At 69.0% G+C, this 17,129-nt stretch carries 19 protein-coding genes; 8 read left to right on the plus strand and 11 right to left on the minus strand.

From position 1 onward, the window contains the following. Positions 1 to 116: 116 nt before the first annotated feature. Genes AB0I34_RS13030 through AB0I34_RS13040 form a run of 3 tightly spaced genes read right to left on the minus strand, consistent with a single transcriptional unit; the run spans position 117 to position 3,201 of the window. Complete coding sequence (locus AB0I34_RS13030; protein WP_360444178.1) at positions 117 to 1,031, minus strand: carbohydrate ABC transporter permease; 915 nt, start codon at positions 1,029 to 1,031, stop codon at positions 117 to 119. Further along, entirely contained in the window at positions 1,028 to 1,906 is an 879-nt protein-coding gene (locus AB0I34_RS13035) for a sugar ABC transporter permease (protein ID WP_131367120.1), read from the minus strand. The genes AB0I34_RS13030 and AB0I34_RS13035 overlap by 4 nt, the downstream gene beginning before the upstream one ends. Further along, on the minus strand, positions 1,906 to 3,201 hold the full coding sequence (locus tag AB0I34_RS13040) for a sugar ABC transporter substrate-binding protein (protein WP_360444181.1): 1,296 nt from the start codon (positions 3,199 to 3,201) through the stop codon (positions 1,906 to 1,908). The genes AB0I34_RS13035 and AB0I34_RS13040 overlap by 1 nt, the downstream gene beginning before the upstream one ends. A 251-nt stretch (positions 3,202 to 3,452) precedes the next feature. On the opposite strand from AB0I34_RS13040, the gene AB0I34_RS13045 reads away from it, so the two are divergent. Then, positions 3,453 to 4,469: a LacI family DNA-binding transcriptional regulator gene (locus AB0I34_RS13045; protein ID WP_360444183.1), complete on the plus strand. Its 1,017-nt coding sequence runs from the start codon at positions 3,453 to 3,455 to the stop codon at positions 4,467 to 4,469. A 39-nt stretch (positions 4,470 to 4,508) separates the two neighbouring features. After that, the gene (locus tag AB0I34_RS13050; protein ID WP_360444186.1) at positions 4,509 to 5,678 is read left to right on the plus strand and encodes a glycosyl hydrolase; all 1,170 of its coding nucleotides are present in this window, start codon (positions 4,509 to 4,511) and stop codon (positions 5,676 to 5,678) included. Here AB0I34_RS13050 and AB0I34_RS13055 read toward each other — a convergent pair. Further along, entirely contained in the window at positions 5,675 to 6,391 is a 717-nt protein-coding gene (locus AB0I34_RS13055; RefSeq protein ID WP_360444189.1) for a TetR/AcrR family transcriptional regulator, read from the minus strand. The two genes, AB0I34_RS13050 and AB0I34_RS13055, sit on opposite strands and share 4 nt — an antisense overlap. Before the next feature lie 160 nt (positions 6,392 to 6,551). On the opposite strand from AB0I34_RS13055, the gene AB0I34_RS13060 reads away from it, so the two are divergent. The 3 genes from AB0I34_RS13060 to AB0I34_RS13070 are packed head-to-tail and all read left to right on the plus strand — an operon-like array spanning position 6,552 to position 10,201. Further along, complete coding sequence (locus tag AB0I34_RS13060; RefSeq protein WP_360444192.1) at positions 6,552 to 6,977, plus strand: DUF1707 domain-containing protein; 426 nt, start codon at positions 6,552 to 6,554, stop codon at positions 6,975 to 6,977. After that, a complete protein-coding gene (locus AB0I34_RS13065; RefSeq protein ID WP_360444195.1) occupies positions 6,974 to 7,723 on the plus strand; it encodes an ABC transporter ATP-binding protein in 750 nt (249 codons plus the stop codon). Before AB0I34_RS13060 ends, AB0I34_RS13065 begins: the two co-directional genes overlap by 4 nt. 3 nt (positions 7,724 to 7,726) lie before the next feature. Continuing rightward, a complete protein-coding gene (locus AB0I34_RS13070) occupies positions 7,727 to 10,201 on the plus strand; it encodes an ABC transporter permease (RefSeq protein ID WP_360444198.1) in 2,475 nt (824 codons plus the stop codon). Here the strand turns inward: AB0I34_RS13070 and AB0I34_RS13075 are convergent. Continuing rightward, entirely contained in the window at positions 10,187 to 10,684 is a 498-nt protein-coding gene (locus AB0I34_RS13075) for an SseB family protein (protein ID WP_360444201.1), read from the minus strand. The genes AB0I34_RS13070 and AB0I34_RS13075 overlap by 15 nt on opposite strands. Positions 10,685 to 10,875: 191 nt before the next feature. Here AB0I34_RS13075 and AB0I34_RS13080 point away from each other — a divergent pair, with 191 nt between their 5' ends. Both AB0I34_RS13080 and AB0I34_RS13085 read left to right on the plus strand, forming a co-directional pair. After that, positions 10,876 to 11,379, plus strand: a complete 504-nt coding sequence (locus AB0I34_RS13080) for a hypothetical protein (protein WP_360444204.1) — start codon at positions 10,876 to 10,878, stop codon at positions 11,377 to 11,379. Next, positions 11,366 to 12,037, plus strand: a complete 672-nt coding sequence (locus tag AB0I34_RS13085; protein WP_360444207.1) for a hypothetical protein — start codon at positions 11,366 to 11,368, stop codon at positions 12,035 to 12,037. Before AB0I34_RS13080 ends, AB0I34_RS13085 begins: the two co-directional genes overlap by 14 nt. Here the strand turns inward: AB0I34_RS13085 and AB0I34_RS13090 are convergent. From AB0I34_RS13090 to AB0I34_RS13105, 4 genes are read right to left on the minus strand one after another with little or no spacing between them, the layout of a single operon-like run. Next, a complete protein-coding gene (locus tag AB0I34_RS13090) occupies positions 11,988 to 12,797 on the minus strand; it encodes a class I SAM-dependent methyltransferase (protein WP_360444210.1) in 810 nt (269 codons plus the stop codon). The two genes, AB0I34_RS13085 and AB0I34_RS13090, sit on opposite strands and share 50 nt — an antisense overlap. Next, positions 12,794 to 13,240: a group II truncated hemoglobin gene (locus AB0I34_RS13095; protein WP_360444213.1), complete on the minus strand. Its 447-nt coding sequence runs from the start codon at positions 13,238 to 13,240 to the stop codon at positions 12,794 to 12,796. Before AB0I34_RS13095 ends, AB0I34_RS13090 begins: the two co-directional genes overlap by 4 nt. Further along, a complete protein-coding gene (locus AB0I34_RS13100) occupies positions 13,237 to 14,481 on the minus strand; it encodes an RNA polymerase sigma factor (RefSeq protein WP_360444216.1) in 1,245 nt (414 codons plus the stop codon). The genes AB0I34_RS13095 and AB0I34_RS13100 overlap by 4 nt, the downstream gene beginning before the upstream one ends. 2 nt (positions 14,482 to 14,483) lie before the next feature. Next, positions 14,484 to 14,828, minus strand: a complete 345-nt coding sequence (locus AB0I34_RS13105; RefSeq protein ID WP_360444219.1) for a YciI family protein — start codon at positions 14,826 to 14,828, stop codon at positions 14,484 to 14,486. Positions 14,829 to 14,921: 93 nt separating this feature from the next. On the opposite strand from AB0I34_RS13105, the gene AB0I34_RS13110 reads away from it, so the two are divergent. Continuing rightward, the gene (locus AB0I34_RS13110) at positions 14,922 to 15,815 is read left to right on the plus strand and encodes an aldose 1-epimerase family protein (protein WP_360444222.1); all 894 of its coding nucleotides are present in this window, start codon (positions 14,922 to 14,924) and stop codon (positions 15,813 to 15,815) included. On the opposite strand, the gene AB0I34_RS13115 is transcribed toward AB0I34_RS13110, so the two are convergent. Beyond that, positions 15,793 to 16,257 (minus strand): PH domain-containing protein, encoded by a 465-nt coding sequence (locus tag AB0I34_RS13115; RefSeq protein WP_360444225.1) that lies wholly within the window; start codon positions 16,255 to 16,257, stop codon positions 15,793 to 15,795. The two genes, AB0I34_RS13110 and AB0I34_RS13115, sit on opposite strands and share 23 nt — an antisense overlap. A 13-nt stretch (positions 16,258 to 16,270) precedes the next feature. Beyond that, the gene (hisG, locus tag AB0I34_RS13120; protein WP_360444228.1) at positions 16,271 to 17,119 is read right to left on the minus strand and encodes an ATP phosphoribosyltransferase; all 849 of its coding nucleotides are present in this window, start codon (positions 17,117 to 17,119) and stop codon (positions 16,271 to 16,273) included. Positions 17,120 to 17,129 lie beyond the last annotated feature (10 nt).

Consider the following 17,129-nt stretch of genomic DNA (forward strand, 5'->3'; position numbering starts at 1 on the left):
GCGTCGACTCCGGCCAGGAGCTGACTTTCTGCACCGGATCCGTACGCCGAGGCCGCCGCCGTACGGATCTCGTGCACAACGTGACCAATTGAGCCGTGCGAGCCGGGCGAGCCGGGTCAGCCTTTGACGGCGCCTTCTTCTACGCCCTTGAAGAAGAAGCGTTGGAGGGTTGCGAAGACGATCACGATCGGGATGAAGGCGATCATCGTGCCTGCGGCGATGAGGCGGGGGTTGTTGCTGAAGGTGCCGGACAGGTATTGCAGTCCGACGGTCAGGGTGTACTTGTCCGGGTCGGTGAGCACGATGAGCGGCCAGAGGAAGTCGTCCCACGCGCCGATGAACGCGAAGATCGCCACCACGCTGATCGTTCCGCGCACCGACGGCAGCCCGATGTAGACGAATCGCTGCCACGCGTTCGCTCCGTCCACGATCGCGGCGTGATCGACCTCGATCGGCAGCGACCGGAACGCGTTGTACATCAGCAGCACGTTCAGCGCGCCGATCATGCCGGGCAGCGCGACGCCGAACAGCGTGTTCGCCAGCCCGAACTCCCGCACCGTCACGTACTGCGAGATGATGGTGACCTCACCCGGCAGTACGAGCGTGGCCAGGAACAGCCCGAGCACCAGCTTGCGGCCGCGGAACTGCAGCCGGGACAACGCGAAGCCGGCCAGCGACGCACCGAGGACGTTGCCGCCGACCACGAGTACGGCGACGACCAGCGAGTTCCGGGCGTAGTCCCAGACCGGGATCGTGTCGGTCACGGCCTTGTAGTGGTCGAACGTCGGCTGGGCCGGCAGCAGCTTCGGGATCCGGGTGTAGATGTCCTCCCCGGATCCCTTCAGCGACGTGGACAGCTGCCACAGGAACGGCCCGATCGTGATCAGCAGCACGAACACGAGCAGCAGGTACCGGACCACTTTCTCCCGCGGCGAGACGGTGTTGAACCCGAAGGAACCGCGACGGCGACCCGACGGAGGGCCCGAAGACTCCTTGACCACAGGCCGCACCGGATCAGTCACTGTGGTCATGCTTCCGCTCCTCGACGGTTCAGGCGGGCCAGCACCAGCATCGGTACGACGGTGACGAAGAACAGCACGATCGACAGCGCCGACGCGTACCCGAGGTTGCCCTCGAAGCCCTGGCTGTACTGCTGGATCAGCATCACGACCGAGTTGTCCCGGCCACCCGGACCGCCCTTGCCACCACTGAGGATGAACAACTCCGAGAACACCCGCAGCGCCGACACCGAGATGAGGATCGAGATCAGGATCATCGTCCCGCGCACCCCCGGCACCGTCACATAGAAGAACCGGCGGACCGGCCCCGCTCCGTCGACCGCGGCCGCCTCGTGCAGCTCGCGCCCGACGTTCCCGAGGGCGGCCAGGTAGATGATCATGTAGTACCCGAGCCCCTTCCAGATCGTCAGACTGATTGCGCTGAGCAACAACAGCCACTGGTCGGACAGGAACGGCAACGGACCGGAGATGACTCCGAGCTTCTCGGCCAGTCCGTTGACCAGACCACGATCGTCCAGGATCCACTGCCAGATCAGCGCCACCACCACGGCCGAGGCCACCACCGGCGTGTAGAAAGCAGTCCGGAAGAAGGTGATCCCGGGCAGCTTCTTCTCCACCAGTACGGCGAGCAGCAGCGGGAAGACGGTCAGGAACGGCAGGCACACCACCATGTAGATGACGCTGTTCAGCAACGCCCACCGCAACTGCTCGTCGTGCAGCAGGGTCTCGAAGTTCTTCAGCCCGACGAAGGTGCCGCCGCCGATCGGCCTGGCGTTGGTGAACGACAGGATGACGGTGTTGATCGACGGCCACAGGTTGAACACCAGCAACCACGCGAGTGCTGGAATCACCAGCACCCACGGGGTGAACCAACGGTTGTACCGCATTACTGCGTCAGAAGCTGGTTGGCCTTCGCCACCGCCGCGTCGAGGGCCGCCTGCGACGACATCTTGCCGGCGATCGCGAGCGAGATCTGCTGACCGATGAAGTCGTTGGTCGCGCCGCTGATCACCGGCGGCTGCAGCACCTTCGCCTTGGCCAGCGACTCGAACGCGAGCACCTTGGCGTCGCTCTCCGGCGTACCGTCACTCTTCGAGAAGTACGGGTCGGACGCGGACGCCTTGGTCGAGGGGAAGATGTTCACGATCTTGGCGAACGCGGCCTGGTTCTCGGCGTTGGTGACGAAGCGGGCCAGCGCGATCGCGGCCGCCTGGTTCTTGGTCTTGGCCGACACCGACAGGCCCTGCACGTACAGCGGCGGGGTGTCCAGCGCGGGCGACGGGACGACCTTGCCCTTCAGCGACGGGTTGTCCTTCTGGAAGTCCTGGATCGCGTTGCCGCCGCCGGTGGTCCAGGCGACCTTGCCCTGGGTGAAGAGCTTGGAGTTGCCGAGGTACTCCTGGGTCAGGATGTCGCGGGGCAGGTAGCCGGCCTTGTAGGCGTCGCGGTACTTGTCCAGCAGCGCGGCGGCCTCCGGGGTGTTGAAGACGAACTTCGTGCCGTCGTCGGACAGGATCTTCACGCCGGCGTTGGTGAAGTCACCGATGCCGGGCAGCCGGCTCATCAGGTACTCCTTGCCGCCGGTCTTGTCGTGCATCACCTTGGCGGCCGCGAGCAGTTCGTCGAAGGTCTTCGGCGGGTTCTTCACATCGAGGCCGGCCGCGGCGAACTTGGTCGCGTTCCAGTAGTCGATGTCGGTGTTCAGGTACCACGGGTAGCCGAACGTGCCGTCCAGGCCCTGGTACTGGTACGCCTGTACGCCGCCCTCGACGTACTCGTCCTTGATCTTCGGGTCGGCGGCCGCGACGTCGAGCAGCATGTTCTGCTTGGCCAGCGAGAGCGCGAAGTCCGGCGGGAGGTTGGTGACGTCCGGCAACTGACCGGCCGACGCCTGGCTCAGCACCTTCTTGTCGTAGCCGTCGCCCGGCTGGTCCAGCCAGGTCACCTTGGTGCCCGGGTACTTCGCCTCGAACGCCGTGATCACGCCTTCGACGTACGCCGTGAACTTCGGCTTCAGGGCCCAGGTCTGGAAACTCACTTCGCCGGTCACCTGGGCATTGGCGTCGACGGTCGGCTTGGCGCCGCTACTGCCGGAGTCGTCGGACGAGCCGAGGCCACAACCGGCCAGAGTGAGAGCCGCGGCGGCAAGAGCTGCCACCGGAGCCAGACGACCTCTACGCATGGATTCTCCTGGGTTTGATAAACCGGTATAGCTCCTGCACTATCCGGGATCGTAGAATCCGCTGTCAAGGGAAGAGGGTGACTCGGGATTCTGCGCCGTAGCGAGCAGGTGCTCGGCGGAGTGCAGCGCAAGGCGGAGGATGAGGCGCGGAGTGGGTTTCTCCGTGCCTCGTCCTCCAACGCAGCGATGTGCCCGCCGAGCGCCGCGCAGTAGGCGCAGAGTCCCGAGTCACCCTCGAAGGGAGGTACGACGTGGCCAGACCGACGATCGCCGACATCGCGATCCGCGCGGGGGTGTCCAAGGGGGCGGTGTCGTTCGCGCTGAACGGGCGGCCGGGGGTCAGCGACGCGACCCGGGAGCGGATCCTGAAGATCGCCGAACAGATGAGCTGGCGGCCGCACAGCGCGGCGCGGGCGCTCGGCGCGTCCCGGGTCGACTCGGTCGGGATGGTGATTGCGCGGCCGGCCCGCACGCTCGGCGTGGAGCCGTTCTTCGCGCATCTGCTCTCCGGCGTGCAGTCCGGCCTGTCTGCGGAGTCGATCTCGCTGCAGTTGCTGATCGTCGAGGACACCGCGACCGAGATCGAGGTGTACCGCCGGTGGTCCTCGGAGCACCGGGTGGACGGCGTGATCCTGGTCGACCTGACGGTCAAGGACCCGCGGATCGACGAGCTGAAGGCGCTCGAACTGCCGGCCGTGGTGATCGGCGGACGCGGCGGCAAGGGCGCGCTCGCCTCGGTCTGGGCCGACGACCGGGACGCGATGCTGTCGATCGTGGAGTACCTGGCCGCCCTCGGCCATCGCCGGATCGCCCACGTCGCCGGTACGCCGCTCTTCCAGCACACCGTGCGCCGGATCAAGGCCGTCCGGGACGCGGCGCCCCGGCTCGGCCTGGTCGATGCGCCGTCGCTGACCACGGACTTCAGTGACGCCGAAGGCGCGGCGACGACCCGCAAGCTGCTGTCCCAGGCGAGCCGGCCGACCGCGATCGTCTACGACAGCGACGTGATGGCGGTGGCCGGCCTCGGGGTGGCGATGGAGATGGGCGTCTCGGTGCCCGGCGACCTGTCCATCGTGGCCTTCGACGATTCGATCCTGACCCAGTTGATGCATCCGGCCCTGACCGCGCTGTCCCGCGACACCTTCGAGTTCGGCCGGCAGGCGGCCGAGGTCCTGCTCGAGGTCATCGCCGACCCCACCCGGATCATCAACCGCCGCACCGCCGACCCGGTCCTCACCGTCCGCGAGTCCACCGCTCCCCCGGCGTAAACTTGGCGCAACACCCTAAACCGATTTAGCATCCTCAGCATGCTCTCGGATCCCGTCACGCCCCGGTTCGGTGCGAACCACGTTCCGTCGGCCGGGTGGTTCTACAGCTGGCTCGACCACGACGGCGACGCGGTACGGCGGGACTTCGCGGATCTGGCCGGGATCGGGCTGGACCATGTCCGGGTGTTCCCGGTCTGGCCGTGGATCCAGCCGAACCGGGCGATCATCCGTGAGCAGGCGATCGAGGACCTCCTGGACACGATCGACGCCGCCGCCGAGCACGGGCTCACCGTGGCGGTCGACCTGATCCAGGGCCACCTGTCCAGCTTCGACTTCCTCCCGTCATGGGTCCTGACCTGGCACAGGACCAGCCTGTTCTCCGATCCCGCGGTCCGCGACGGCCTGACGACGTACGTCGACACCGTCGCCCGCGCGGTCGCGACCCGGCCGAACGTCTTCGCGATCACGCTCGGGAACGAGGTCAACAATCTCTGGCCGGACAGCGCGACCACAGCGGAGACCTCGACCGGCTGGGCGCAGGACCTGCTGACCACGCTGAAGAAGGCGGCACCCGACGTACTCGCGCTGCACTCGGTCTTCGACGACGCCTGGTACAAGGCCGACCACCCGTTCCACCCCGTTGATGTCGTGGAGCTGGGTGACCTGAGCACTGTCCACTCGTGGGTTTTCAACGGGGTCTCACGAGTGGACGGTCCCCTCGGGCCGGCCACACTCAGCCACGCGGACTACCTGGTCGAGTTGGCCGCGGCGACGTCGCTCGATCCACAACGACCTGTGTGGCTGCAGGAGATCGGCGTACCCGGGCCGGACATCCCGGTCGACCTTCAGGCCGAGTTCACCCGGCGGACGGTCGAACTGGTCATCCAGAACCCGGCGCTGTGGGGCGTGACCTGGTGGTCCTCCCACGACATCGACCGCAGGCTGCTCGACTTCCCGGACCGCGAGTACGACCTGGGTCTGTTCAGCGTCGACCACCAGCGGAAGCCGGCCGCACAGGCCCTGGCGGACGTGATCGCCGAGGTACGAGCGAACGGCGTACCTGCGCAACCGGCGACCAGGACGCTCACCGCTCCGGCCAACCTACGCACCGAACCGCACCGTCGTCCGGAAGTTGCCCCCGGCAGCGAATTCCACCGGCAGTGGGTCGCCGCGCGCGCCGACGGTCCGGTCCGGATCGTCCTGCCTTAGGACTCGCCGTTGATCAGGACCTCGATCCCGTCCAGGATCCGGGTCAGCCCGAACTCCAGGTCGTCGTCGAGGCCGTCCTCGTACTCCTGGTTGGTGTAGAGCGCGGTCAGCATCGGGTAGCCGCCCTCCATCAGCCGCGGGACCAGGAACCGGCCGACCTGCTCGGCCTGGACGGGCGTGTCCACGGCGGCCCCGAGCTGCCGGGCCAGAACGCCGTAGTTGCGGGCGAATCCGTCCAGGAGCATCAAGCAGCCGAGCATGTCGTGCTGACTGAGTCCGGTGCCGTCGAGGGCTTGGAGCATCGCCTCCATCCAGCGCATGACGTTGGGCGTCACGGGCGCGCCGCGGATCGGGATGTCGAGCAGCCAGGGGCGTCCGGCGTACAGCTCGACCTGCGCGGTGACCCACGCGGTCGCGGCCTCTCGCCAGCCGGACGGCAGCTCAGGCGGCGGACCGACAGCCTTGTCCTGGACCAGCACGATCAGCTCGTCCTTCGACCGCACGTAGCGGTACATCGCGTTCGTACTGACGCCGAGCCGGGCCGCGATCCGCTGTAGCGACACCGCCTCGAACCCGTGGCTGTCGCCGAACTCGATTCCGGTCGCCACGATCTGCTCGACCGACAACCCCGGCTTCGGCCCGCGCCGCTGCACCGGCTGCACGCCCCAGGACAGGGCGAGCCCCGGCGGCAACTCCCCGCGGTCCTCGGTCATGCCCTCCATCTTCGCGCATCACGGCCCCCGCCCAGAGGGGTGCTACCACCACCCCTGAAACGGGTCCTGAGCACCGGGCGGACGAAACTGTTCAACCCATACGCTGTTTGACGTCAAGACAACCCCTCAGGACAACCCCTCCCTCGAAAGGAATCCTCCGATGAACACGATGCTCGAACCGCTGCTGCTGCCGGACCAGGTCGACCTGAGCGAGGACGACCGCCGTACGGCCGTCGCCAAGCTCGACCGGGCCGTCCGGAAGGGCACCTTGACCCCGCCGCAGGCCGGCGACCGGCAGGACCTGTTGCTCGAGGCCCGCACTCGCGGTGACCTCCACCAGGTCTTCGACGGCATGGCCGACGCGCTCCCGCCCCGCGGTCTCACCGGCGCACTGCGAGCGGTCAGCGCCGTCTGGCTGCTCACCTGCGTCGTGCAGTTCGTGATCTGGGTCGTACTGGCGGCCTTCGGTCACTTCGACTGGCCGTGGTGGCTGTGGTCGGACATCGGTCTCGGCCTGGTCGTCGCCGTCGTGTGGTGGACCAACGAGTCCTACTACCGCAAGACCGATGTGCAGGTCACCCGATGAGCGCCCCGGTCCAGCTCACCGACGTCCGCAAGGTGTACGGCACCGGTCCTGGCGCGGTCACCGCGCTGGGCGGTGTCACCTACGGCTTCGAGGCCGGCAGCTTCACCGCGGTGATGGGCCCGTCCGGCTCCGGCAAGAGCACGCTGCTGCACTGCGCCGCCGGCCTCGACGCTCCGACGTCCGGCGACGTACATCTGACCGGGCGATCCTTGCGCGGCCTGGACGAGACCGCCCTGACCGAGCTGCGGCGCGAGCACGTGGCCTTCGTCTTCCAGTCCTTCAACCTGATGCCGGCCCTCACCGTCCGGCAGAACGTCGTACTGCCGCTCATGCTGGCCGGGAAGTCGCCGGACGAGGCATGGGTGTCCGAGGTGATCCGGCGGGTCGGACTCGGTGACCGCACCCGGCACCGGCCGAGCGAGCTGTCCGGTGGTCAGCAGCAACGGGTCGCGATCGCCCGGGCACTGGCCGGACGCGCCGCGATCACGTTCGCGGACGAGCCGACCGGCGCGCTGGACACGGTCACCGCACTCGACGTCCTCGCACTCCTCCGCGACCAGGCCCGCGCACTCGGGCAGACCGTCGTGATGGTCACCCACGACCCGGTCGCGGCGTCGTACGCCGACCGCGTCGTCTTCCTGGTCGACGGTCAGATCGTCTCGGAGACCGTCCACCCCACCGCAGAGGCCATCGCCGCGGAGCTCGCTCAGCTCAGCGCCGGCCGCTACTCACCGTCGGAGACCTGAATCATGATCCGCCTCGCCATCACCACCCTGCGGTACCGGACCGCTGCCTTCCTCGCCATCCTCGTCGCAGTCCTGCTCGGCGGCGCTCTGCTCAGCGCGGCCGGCGGCCTGCTCGAGACCGGCCTCCGGCTCAACGCACCGCCCCAACGCCTCGCCGCCGCGCCCGTCGTCGTCACCGGCGACCCGGCGTACCACCCGCCCAACGGTTCCGGCTCGGCCGCGTTCGCCGAGCGCCAGCGCGTTGACGCCGACCTGGCGGACAAGCTCGCCAGTACGCCGGGAGTCGCGCAGGCGATCGCGGATCGCTCGTTCCCGGCCGTGATCGCTCCCGGCACGGCTGCACTCACCGGACATGGTTGGGCGTCCGCGCCCCTGGCGCCGTACCAATTGACCGCGGGTCAGGCGCCGCAGATGGGTCAGGTCGTGCTCGATCAACGCCAGGCCGGCACGTCCAAGCCCGGTGACCGGATCAGCGTGACCGTCAACGGCCGACCACAGACCTTCACCCTGGCCGGAATCGCGGCCGCTCAACATCAGGTCGACGTACCGTCGGTGTTCTTCGCCGATGCGGACGCGGCCCAACTGGCTCCTGGAGTCGACGCAATCGGTGTGTTCCCCGCTGCCGGGACCTCGGCGCGTGACCTGGCCGAGCGACTCGAGCTTCCCGACGGCGTACGAGCGTATGCCGGAGACGACCGGGGCGTCGCGGAGTACAGCGGGATCGCGACGAGTCTTCCGCTCATCATCATGCCCGGCGTCTTCGGTGGGATGGTGGCCGTGGTGATGGCACTCGTGATCTCGGCCACGATCGGACTGTCGGTCCGGCAACGCCGGCGCGAACTCGCGCTGCTGCGGGCCAGCGGCGCAACGCCGCGGCAGGTCGGCAAGATGGTGATCGCCGAGACGATGGTGGTCGGGGTGATCGGCCTGATCCTCGGACTGCTGTGCGGCCGGTTCGCCGGTGACTGGATCTTCGGGATGCTGGCCGATGGCGGGATCGTGCCGTCGCAACTGCGGTTCGACCAGGGCCCGCTACCGTTCGCGGGCGCGGCTCTGCTGACCTTCGCCGTACTGCGGATCACGGTCGGCTTCGCCGCCGGACGCGCGGCTCGGATCCGGCCGATCCAGGCGTTGGCAGAGGCCGCCGTACCGGAGGTTGCACTGGGACGCGTCCGGTTGATCATCGGCGCGGTGTTCGCGGGAGCGACGGTGTCGATCGCGATGTCCACGCTCTTCATGAGTCCCACCAACGCTGCGGCGATCGGCGGGCCGGCGGGTCTGACCGGATCCATCGCGGTCGCGATCCTTGCACCACTGGTGATCCAGCGGGCACTCGTGCCACGGCTCACCGCGCTGATCGAGAAGCGCGGGACCAGCGGAGTTCTCGCGGTGATCAACCTGCGGGTCCGGGCCGTCCAGTTCGCCGCGATCCTGATCCCGATCACGATCGCCACGACCATTGCTCTCGGCAACATCTACGCGCAGACAACCCAGCAGAAGGCGGCCGTCGAGGCGTACACCGACAACCTGGCCGCGGATGTCGTCGTGACCAGCACGTCCGGTGGGATCCCCGCCTCGCTGACCGACAGTGCGCGGTCTCTGCCCGGCGTCACCGCGGTGTCCGAACTGGTCCGCAGCAAGGGCTGGATCGAGGAGCCGTACGACACCTCGCACACCAGTGATGCCTGGCCGCTGCTCGGCCTGAGCGGACCGGTCTACAAGGGAGAGGTCACGAAGGGTTCGCTCGACGACCTGACCGGCGACACCGTGGCGCTGCCGCCCGGTACGGCGAAGAAGCTGAAGGTCGACGTGGGATCGGAGATCGGGGTGCGCCTGGGCGACGACGCTCTGGTGAAGCTCAAGGTGGTCGCCCTCGCGAAGGGCCCGTCCGGCTACGAGTCGATCCTGCTGCCCGCCGCACTGCTGGCCTCGCACACCACGACCGGACTCCCCAGCCAGCTGCTCCTGAAGACTCACGATCAGGAGGCCACGATGAAGTCGATGGTCCTGTCGGAGTGGCCGGGATCGAGCGTCGGCGGCCGGGATCTGCTGGCCTCCGGGTACGACGCCGGCCTCGGGGTCGACGCCTGGATCGGGTACCTGCTGGCCGGGATCGCCGTCGCCTACACGGCGATCGCGTCGATCAACACGATCGCGGTCGCGGTCCTGGACCGGCGGCGGGAGTTCGGGCTGCAACGGCTGACCGGCTCGACCCGGCGGCAGGTGAGCCGGATGCTGACCCTCGAGGGTCTCGTGATCGCGGCACTCGGTCTCGTCCTCGGGCTCATCGCAGCGGCGTTCACCGTGCTACCGATCGCGGTCGCGACCCGCGGCTGGCCGATCCCGTCCGGTCCGGCCTGGATCCTGCTCGCCTGGGTGGCCGTAATCCTGCTGCTGGTGCTGCCCACCACCGCGATCACCGGCCGGATCGCGCTCAGGTCGAAGCCGATGGATGCGCTGAGCTCAGCCGTTGGCTGACTCGATCCATGCGAAGCCGCCGTCTTCCAGGCGTACCACCTGGAGGCCGGCGGCCAAGCGCCGTACGTCGTCGGTCTCGATCACTCCGGTCGCGGGACCGGCGATGTCGAGGACGATCGCGGCGGCCCCTTCCTGGATCGCCGCGGTCGCGACCAGTTGGGCCTGCGCGGGCATCGGCCGGGCGTCCGGGCTCCACCGGGTCAGGCTCTCGGTGCCTGTGAAGGCGAGCAGTGCGTTGCGACCGTCCTGTCCCTGCAGCAGCGCAACCGCCATGTCCGAGGTCTTGTCGTGTGCCAGCCCGTTCTCGTCGTACTCGACCTCGCCGAGCATCGCCACCACGGGCACCAGCAGCCGTGCCCTGGTCAGCGCCGCCAGGGTCGCCCCGTGGTCACGCTCCGCGAGCGCGCGTGCCAGCGCGGGGTCGGCCGACCCATCGTCGTTGTCGAACCCGGTGAAGGCCAGTCGGCGTTTCGGAGGCTGCACCCCGTCATTGTCCCCGGCGGACCCCCACCACTCATCAACCGGGCCGGACCAGGGCCCGCGACGCCCATTTGAGCGTGCCGAGGGCGGTGGCACCGCAGTTGGTGAGTGCTGGGGGTCCGGAGCGGGGTTTCAGGGTGGTGTCAGGGCTCTTCCCCTCTTGGTTCCGCGCCGGACTGTGCGAGCCTGGGTATGTGCCTGACTTCAACGATCTGACGCTGCTGCCGTTCTGTGTGGGCCTGACCCTGCTCGGCCTGATCGGCTCGTGGACCGCCTGGCGGCGCCGCGGGGCGGCGGCCGGGACGCGTGGAGTGGCCTGGTCCCTGTTGCCGGTGTCGCTCTACCTGACCGGCCTGCTGGAGCTCGTCTGGGACGTGGTCCGGTCGACCGTCAGCTGGGTCACGCACCTGATCTTCTCCCCCACGGTGTGGTCCGGGGTCGCGCTGTTCGGCGTCTCGGTCGTGCTGTACGTCGTCTCCGGCGTGGCCAAGGGCCGGCGTGGCGACACAGTCAAGGCACCCAAAGCCGAGAAGAAGCCCGCCTCGCCCGCGGGTGAGCTGACCGCCACGGGTCCCGCACCCGCGTCGGCCGCTCCCGCCAAAGCTGCCAAGCCGGCCAAGGGGTCGAAGGCGAAGCAGCAGGAATCGTCGGAGTTCGACGAGATCGAGGACATCCTGAAGCGCCATGGAATCAACTGACCGCCCCGCTGACCACGGGACCCCCCTGACCATCGACGCTCTGCTGGACAACGTCCAGGCCGCACCACCCCGGCTCGGCCGGACCCGGCTGATCGGCATCGACGGACCGGCCGGCTCCGGGAAGACCGGCCTCGCCGAGAAGATCCAGGCCCGGGCCGAGGCCCGCGGACTGCGCACCGGCATCATCCACATGGACGACCTGTACGACGGTTGGACCGGAGCCGTCCGCGGATTCGGCCTGCTCCGCGACCACGTACTGCAGCGGATCGCCGACGGCCGTGAGGGCCGGTACCGCCGCTACGACTGGCACCTCGGTGCGTACGCCGAACTCCACGTCGTACCGGTCACGGTCGAACTGCTCGTGGTCGAGGGCGTCACCTCGTGCGACCGCGACGCCGACCGCTGGCAGTCGCTGCGGTTGTGGGTCGAGACCTCGAACGAGGTCCGGCTGGACCGTGGCATCGCCCGCGACGGCGAGGCCCTGCGCGACCACTGGCTGGAGTGGATGCGCTGGGAGCGCGATCACTTCGCCGACCAGGAGACCCGTTCCCGCGCGCACGTCATCGTCGACGGCGACCCGGCGGTCCCGCACGACCCGGCGCTGGAGATCATCCCGAAGTCGGTGGCACTCCCGCCGCACGACTCGGCGGCCTCCTGACCACGATCAGCCGGGCGCTGGGATGGTGGGCCCACTCCCCCACGGGTGCTCGCTCGAGGTACTGCATCCGTAGCTCCGCCATGTAGTCGTCGTCATGCGCCAGCGCGAGTGCCCGCAGCGGCCCGGCGCGGTGAACCGCATCGAAGTACGTCGCCGCGTCCGGGTGGGTCATCGGGTGGGAGACCATCTCGTCCCGCTCGATCTCCGCGCCGGCGAGCGCCGGGACGAGTTCGTCTTCCCAGGGACGTCCGGCGTTGTCTCCGACGACCGAGTCCAGGAGGGCGAACGGCCCGGTTTCCTCAGCGACATCGGGCCAGTAGACGACGCACAGGCGGCCGCCCGGGCGAAGTGCGTCGTACCACGAGGCGATAGCGGAGCGCGGATCCGGCAGTTGCTGCAGGCCGAAGACCGAAACGACGGCTGCACAGAAGCCCAACCAGCGTGGATCGAGAGTCGCGGCATCACCCTGGACGAGCTCGACGTCGGCGTCCGGCAGCCGGGCCGCGCGTTCGCGCGCCAGCCGCACCATCCCCGCCGACAGGTCGATTCCGACGATCCTCCGCCCGGGAAAGCGTGGAGCGAGCAGGTCGAGCTCGGGGAACGTGCCGCAGCACGGCACGAGGATCGGGCCGTCGGGTACGTCGCCCACGGCGTCGACCGCCGTCCGCACCCAGGGCGCGAAGCGCGGCACGAAGTACACCTCGTAGCCGGCGGCTGCCTCGTCCCAGCCCCGGGCGATCCTCGCGAGGCGGTCGGTCACGGCCCCTCCAGACCGTCCCAGGACCAGCGCGGAATGCTCATGCCTTCAGCCACTTCGTCGGTGGAGTGGTGATACATCGTGTTCCAGGTCGCCCACGCGAAGTAGTCGTGCAGCACCCCGCGCAGGCGATCGTCCCCGGCCAGGCCGGCATCGCGCAGCGCCTCGTCGAAGCAGTCGACCGCCCTGCGGTTCATCTCGTCGTGCTCGCCGTTCCCGCTGTGGATCCGGACCACTGCCGTCTCGTCTCCGTAAATCCCGGAGTACGCCGCCGGCCCGCCGAGCGCCTCGCTCCAGTACGCCGCCAGCCGCTCGGTGTGATCCGAGCGGAATCCGTGGCTGAACGCGTGGCTCACGACCTCGTCCGCCATCACTCGCTCATGCCACGCCTGCGCCAGCCGGAGAATTCCCTCTGTCCCACCCGCAGCCTCGAAGACCGTCGTCATGCCGATGAGTCTTGCACTGCCCGCCGACAGTCGTCGAGACGATCACGGATGTGAGCCCGTTCGGGTTCCGACCCGGCCAGCTCGAGCGCTTGCCGGTACGCAATTATTGCCTCCGGCAACCGGTTCAGCCGGTGCAGGAGGTCGGCGCGGGCCAGCGCGTAGGGATGGTAGCTCTGCAAGCGTGGCGCGTCGGACAGCTCGTCGAGGAGGGTCAGACCTGCCTCGGCACCGTCGCGCATCGCGATCGCGGCGGCGCGGTTGAGCGCGACCACCGGAGACGGGTCGATCGCGATCAGGACGTCGTACAGGGCGACGATCTGGGGCCAGTCGGTCCCGGCGAAGTCACCCGCCTCGTCGTGCAGGGCGGCGATCGCGGCCTGGACGGCGTACGGTCCGGCCGGGCCGCCGGTGAGCGCGGCGACCACCAACTCGCTGCCCTCGGCGATCATCTCGCGATCCCACCGGCCGCGGTCCTGGTCTTCGAGCAGGACGAGTTCGCCGGCGGGGTCGCTGCGCGCGTCCCGACGGGCGTGGACCAGCAGCATGAGGGCGAGCAGGCCGGTGACCTCGCGCTCGGACGGAAGCAGACGGTGCAGGATTCGGGCCAGCCGGATGGCCTCCTCGGCCAGGTCAAGCCGTTGCAGGAACGGGCCGGAGCTGGCGGCGTACCCCTCGGTGAAGACCGAGTAGATCACCTGCAGCACTCCGGGCAGCCGCTCCGGCAGTTCGTCCGGGCCGGGCACCCGGAACGGGATGCGGGCCTCGCGGATCTTCGTCTTCGCCCGGACGATCCGCTTCGCCATCGTCGCGGTCGGCACGAGGAACGCCCGCGCGACCTCCGGCGTACTCAGCCCGGCGAGGCAGCGCAGCGTCAGCGCACCGCGGTCCTCGGCGGCCAGGGCCGGATGCGCACAGGTGAAGAACAGTTCCAGCCGCTCATCCGGTAGCCCGCCGTCCGCCGACGGGACCGGGTCGGCGCGGTCCGCCTCGACCTGCAGTACGGCGAGCTTGGCGGCGTAGACCTGGTCGCGCCGCAACCGGTCGACCGCCTTGCGCCGCGCGGTGGTCATCAGCCAGCCGCCAGGGTTCGGCGGGACCCCATCGACCGGCCACCGCACCAGCGCCGCTTCGATCGCCTCGGAGGTGACCTCCTCGGCCAAATCGAGGTCGCCGAAGCGCCGGGCGAGCGCGGCCAGCAACCGGCCGCGCTCCTCCCGGAACACCTCCTCGACCTGGTCCATCCTCAGAACTCCGCGACCGGCCGCACCACGACAGATCCGCCGCCCCGCGACCCCGGACACTTCGCGGCCCAGTCCAGCGCCACGTCCAGATCCGGTACGTCGATCACGTAGAACCCACCGAGCACCTCACGGGTCTCGGCGTACGGCCCGTCGGTGACGGTGCGCCGGCCGTCGTTGGCGACCTGGACCCGGGTCGCGGTGACCAGATCGGCCAGCGACTCGGCGGCAACGACGACTCCGGCGTCCTGGATCTCCTTGTCGAACCGCATCCAGTCCTCGGGCTCGCAGCCGACCACCCCGCCGCTCACGTCGAGCTCACCGGCGTTGATCAAGAGCAGATATTTCACAATGGAACCTCCTGTCAGCGTATGTACAGCATCTCTACGAACGGGCGCGCCACCTATGGACAGGACGCTCCGAGAATTTGTCAGGATGGGTCCATGAGCACACAGATAGGTCCGTCCGGTGAGCAGTGGGCGCTTCGATCCGGCGGGTACGCCGGCACCGTGGTGAGCGTGGGTGGCGGTCTCCGCGGGCTCACGTACGACGGCCGCCAGGTAGTGCTCGGGTACGGCGAGGACGAGCCGGCGCACGCCGGGATCGGCCAGCACCTGTTCCCGTGGCCGAACCGGATCACGGACGGGAAGTACACCTTCCAGGGTGCCGACGAGCAGCTCTACCTGACCGAGCCGGCCCGGCAGAACGCGATCCACGGGCTCACCCGCTGGGCCAACTGGGAGCGCGTCGACGACGGCACCGACGCCGCGGTGGTCGAGGCCGGTCACCGGCTGCACGGCCAGCCTGGGTACCCGCACCAGCTCGATCTCCGCCTCGCCTACCGCCTGGCCGATGGACTCACGGTGACCGCCACCGCGACCAACATCGGCGCGAGCGACGCGCCGTACGGGTATGGAACGCATCCGTATCTGAGCGTCGGCCGGACGATCGACGAGTGCGTGCTCGAGTTTGCCGCGAACGACTGGCTCGACGTGTCGCCGGAGCAGATGACACCGATCGGCCTGTCACCGGTGCAGGGATCGCCGTACGACTTCCACACCGGGCGGGTGATCGGCGCGCTCGACATCGACAACGCCTTCACCGGACTCGGCGGCGGCTCGTGGTCGGTGACGCTGACCGATCCTGACACCGGCAACAAGTCCGTCCTGACCAGCGACACCCCGTGGCTGCAGCTCTACTCCGGCGACGCGATCGGGCGTACGGCGCTCGCCGTCGAACCGATGACCTGCCCGCCGAACGCCTTCATCACCGGGCAGGACCTGGTCGTGCTCAAGCCCGGTGAGTCGCACACGACTACGTTCCGGATATCGGTCTAGGCCCGGCGCCGTGCTGCCGGGCCACGGCGGCCAACTCTTTGGCGGCCCGGCTCGCCCGTGGCCCCTCGGCCGCCTGCACCGCGAGGATGCCGATCCGGTTGCTGTCGGCATCGAACAGCTGGAGCCACGCGTCGCCCGGCCGGAACCGGAGCGCCGTCACCTCTGACCAGCGCAGCGTGTAGGACTTGAACACGTTGCGGATGTGCAGCCGGTCCGGGTACGCCGTCACCCGCAGCGTCGTCATCCGGTAGAGGATCCACAGCACCGCACCGAAGAACGCCAGCAACGTCAGCCGCTGGAACCAGCTGAACGACTCCCGGGCGTCACCCGGCAACCGGACCCAGATCACGCCGAACACCGCGATCAGAGACAACCCCATCACGCCGGCCATCAGCGCCACGATCCGCGGATGGAAGGTGAACAGCCGATCGGCGGCGGCCATGTCAGATCCCCGGTCAGATCCGGCAGGCGTGGATGTCCGTGGTGAGGATGGCACGCGCGCCCACCTCCCACAGCTGGTCCATCAGCCGCTGGGCGTCGGCGCGCTGGACCATCACGCGGACGGCGACCCAGCCCTGCCGGTGCAGCGGCGAGACCGTCGGCGACTCCAGACCCGGCGCGACCGCGGTGGCCGCGTCGACCGCGTCGGCCGGGATGTCGTAGTCCATCATCACGTAGTTGCGGGCGATCAGGACGCCCTGCAGGCGGCGTACCAGCTGCTGGATGCCGTTCGGCGGAGTCTCCACGCCGTGCCGCTTGATCAGCACCGCCTCGGACTTGAGGATCGGGTCGCCGAAGACCTCGAGTCCGGCCTGGCGGAGCGTCGTACCCGTCTCGACGACGTCCGCGATCACGTCCGCGACGCCCAGCTGGACGGCCGACTCGACCGCACCGTCGAGGCGGACCACGGACGCGTCGACGCCGTTCTCGGCCAGGTGGTCCTGCAGCACCCCGGCGTACGACGTGGCGATCCGTTTACCGGCCAGGTCCTTCACCGAGTCGGCCGCACCGGGCGGACCGGCGAACCGGAAGGTGGAGCTGCCGAAGCCGAGCTCCATGATCACCTCGGCGTCGGCGTGCGAGTCGAGCACGAGGTCACGGCCGGAGATGCCGACGTCCAGCGTGCCCTCGCCGACGTACACGGCGATGTCGCGGGGGCGCAGGTAGTAGAACTCGACCTCGTTGGCCGCGTCGGTGAGGGAGAGGTCCTTGGTGGTCCGGCGCTGTTTGTAGCCGGCCTCGGTGAGGATCTCGATGGCGGCTTCGCTCAGCGAGCCCTTGTTGGGTACTGCGACGCGCAGCATGGGACTGCCC

Source organism: Kribbella sp. NPDC050281 (genome assembly GCF_040655855.1).
In the GTDB taxonomy this organism is placed as follows: Bacteria; Actinomycetota; Actinomycetes; order Propionibacteriales; family Kribbellaceae; genus Kribbella.

Bases quoted from the DNA above. Each gene is read 5' to 3' on its own strand.
- AB0I34_RS13115 (WP_360444225.1), bottom strand. From the start codon at position 16,257: ATGGCCGCCGCCGATCGGCTGTTCACCTTCCATCCGCGGATCGTGGCG.
- AB0I34_RS13085 (WP_360444207.1), top strand. From the start codon at position 11,366: ATGGAATCAACTGACCGCCCCGCTGACCACGGGACCCCCCTGACCATC.
- AB0I34_RS13030 (WP_360444178.1), bottom strand. From the start codon at position 1,031: ATGACCACAGTGACTGATCCGGTGCGGCCTGTGGTCAAGGAGTCTTCG.
- AB0I34_RS13100 (WP_360444216.1), bottom strand. From the start codon at position 14,481: ATGGACCAGGTCGAGGAGGTGTTCCGGGAGGAGCGCGGCCGGTTGCTG.
- AB0I34_RS13040 (WP_360444181.1), bottom strand. From the start codon at position 3,201: ATGCGTAGAGGTCGTCTGGCTCCGGTGGCAGCTCTTGCCGCCGCGGCT.
- AB0I34_RS13065 (WP_360444195.1), top strand. From the start codon at position 6,974: ATGAGCGCCCCGGTCCAGCTCACCGACGTCCGCAAGGTGTACGGCACC.
- AB0I34_RS13050 (WP_360444186.1), top strand. From the start codon at position 4,509: ATGCTCTCGGATCCCGTCACGCCCCGGTTCGGTGCGAACCACGTTCCG.
- AB0I34_RS13055 (WP_360444189.1), bottom strand. From the start codon at position 6,391: ATGACCGAGGACCGCGGGGAGTTGCCGCCGGGGCTCGCCCTGTCCTGG.
- AB0I34_RS13095 (WP_360444213.1), bottom strand. From the start codon at position 13,240: ATGACGACGGTCTTCGAGGCTGCGGGTGGGACAGAGGGAATTCTCCGG.
- AB0I34_RS13110 (WP_360444222.1), top strand. From the start codon at position 14,922: ATGAGCACACAGATAGGTCCGTCCGGTGAGCAGTGGGCGCTTCGATCC.
- AB0I34_RS13070 (WP_360444198.1), top strand. From the start codon at position 7,727: ATGATCCGCCTCGCCATCACCACCCTGCGGTACCGGACCGCTGCCTTC.
- AB0I34_RS13035 (WP_131367120.1), bottom strand. From the start codon at position 1,906: ATGCGGTACAACCGTTGGTTCACCCCGTGGGTGCTGGTGATTCCAGCA.
- AB0I34_RS13060 (WP_360444192.1), top strand. From the start codon at position 6,552: ATGAACACGATGCTCGAACCGCTGCTGCTGCCGGACCAGGTCGACCTG.
- hisG (WP_360444228.1), bottom strand. From the start codon at position 17,119: ATGCTGCGCGTCGCAGTACCCAACAAGGGCTCGCTGAGCGAAGCCGCC.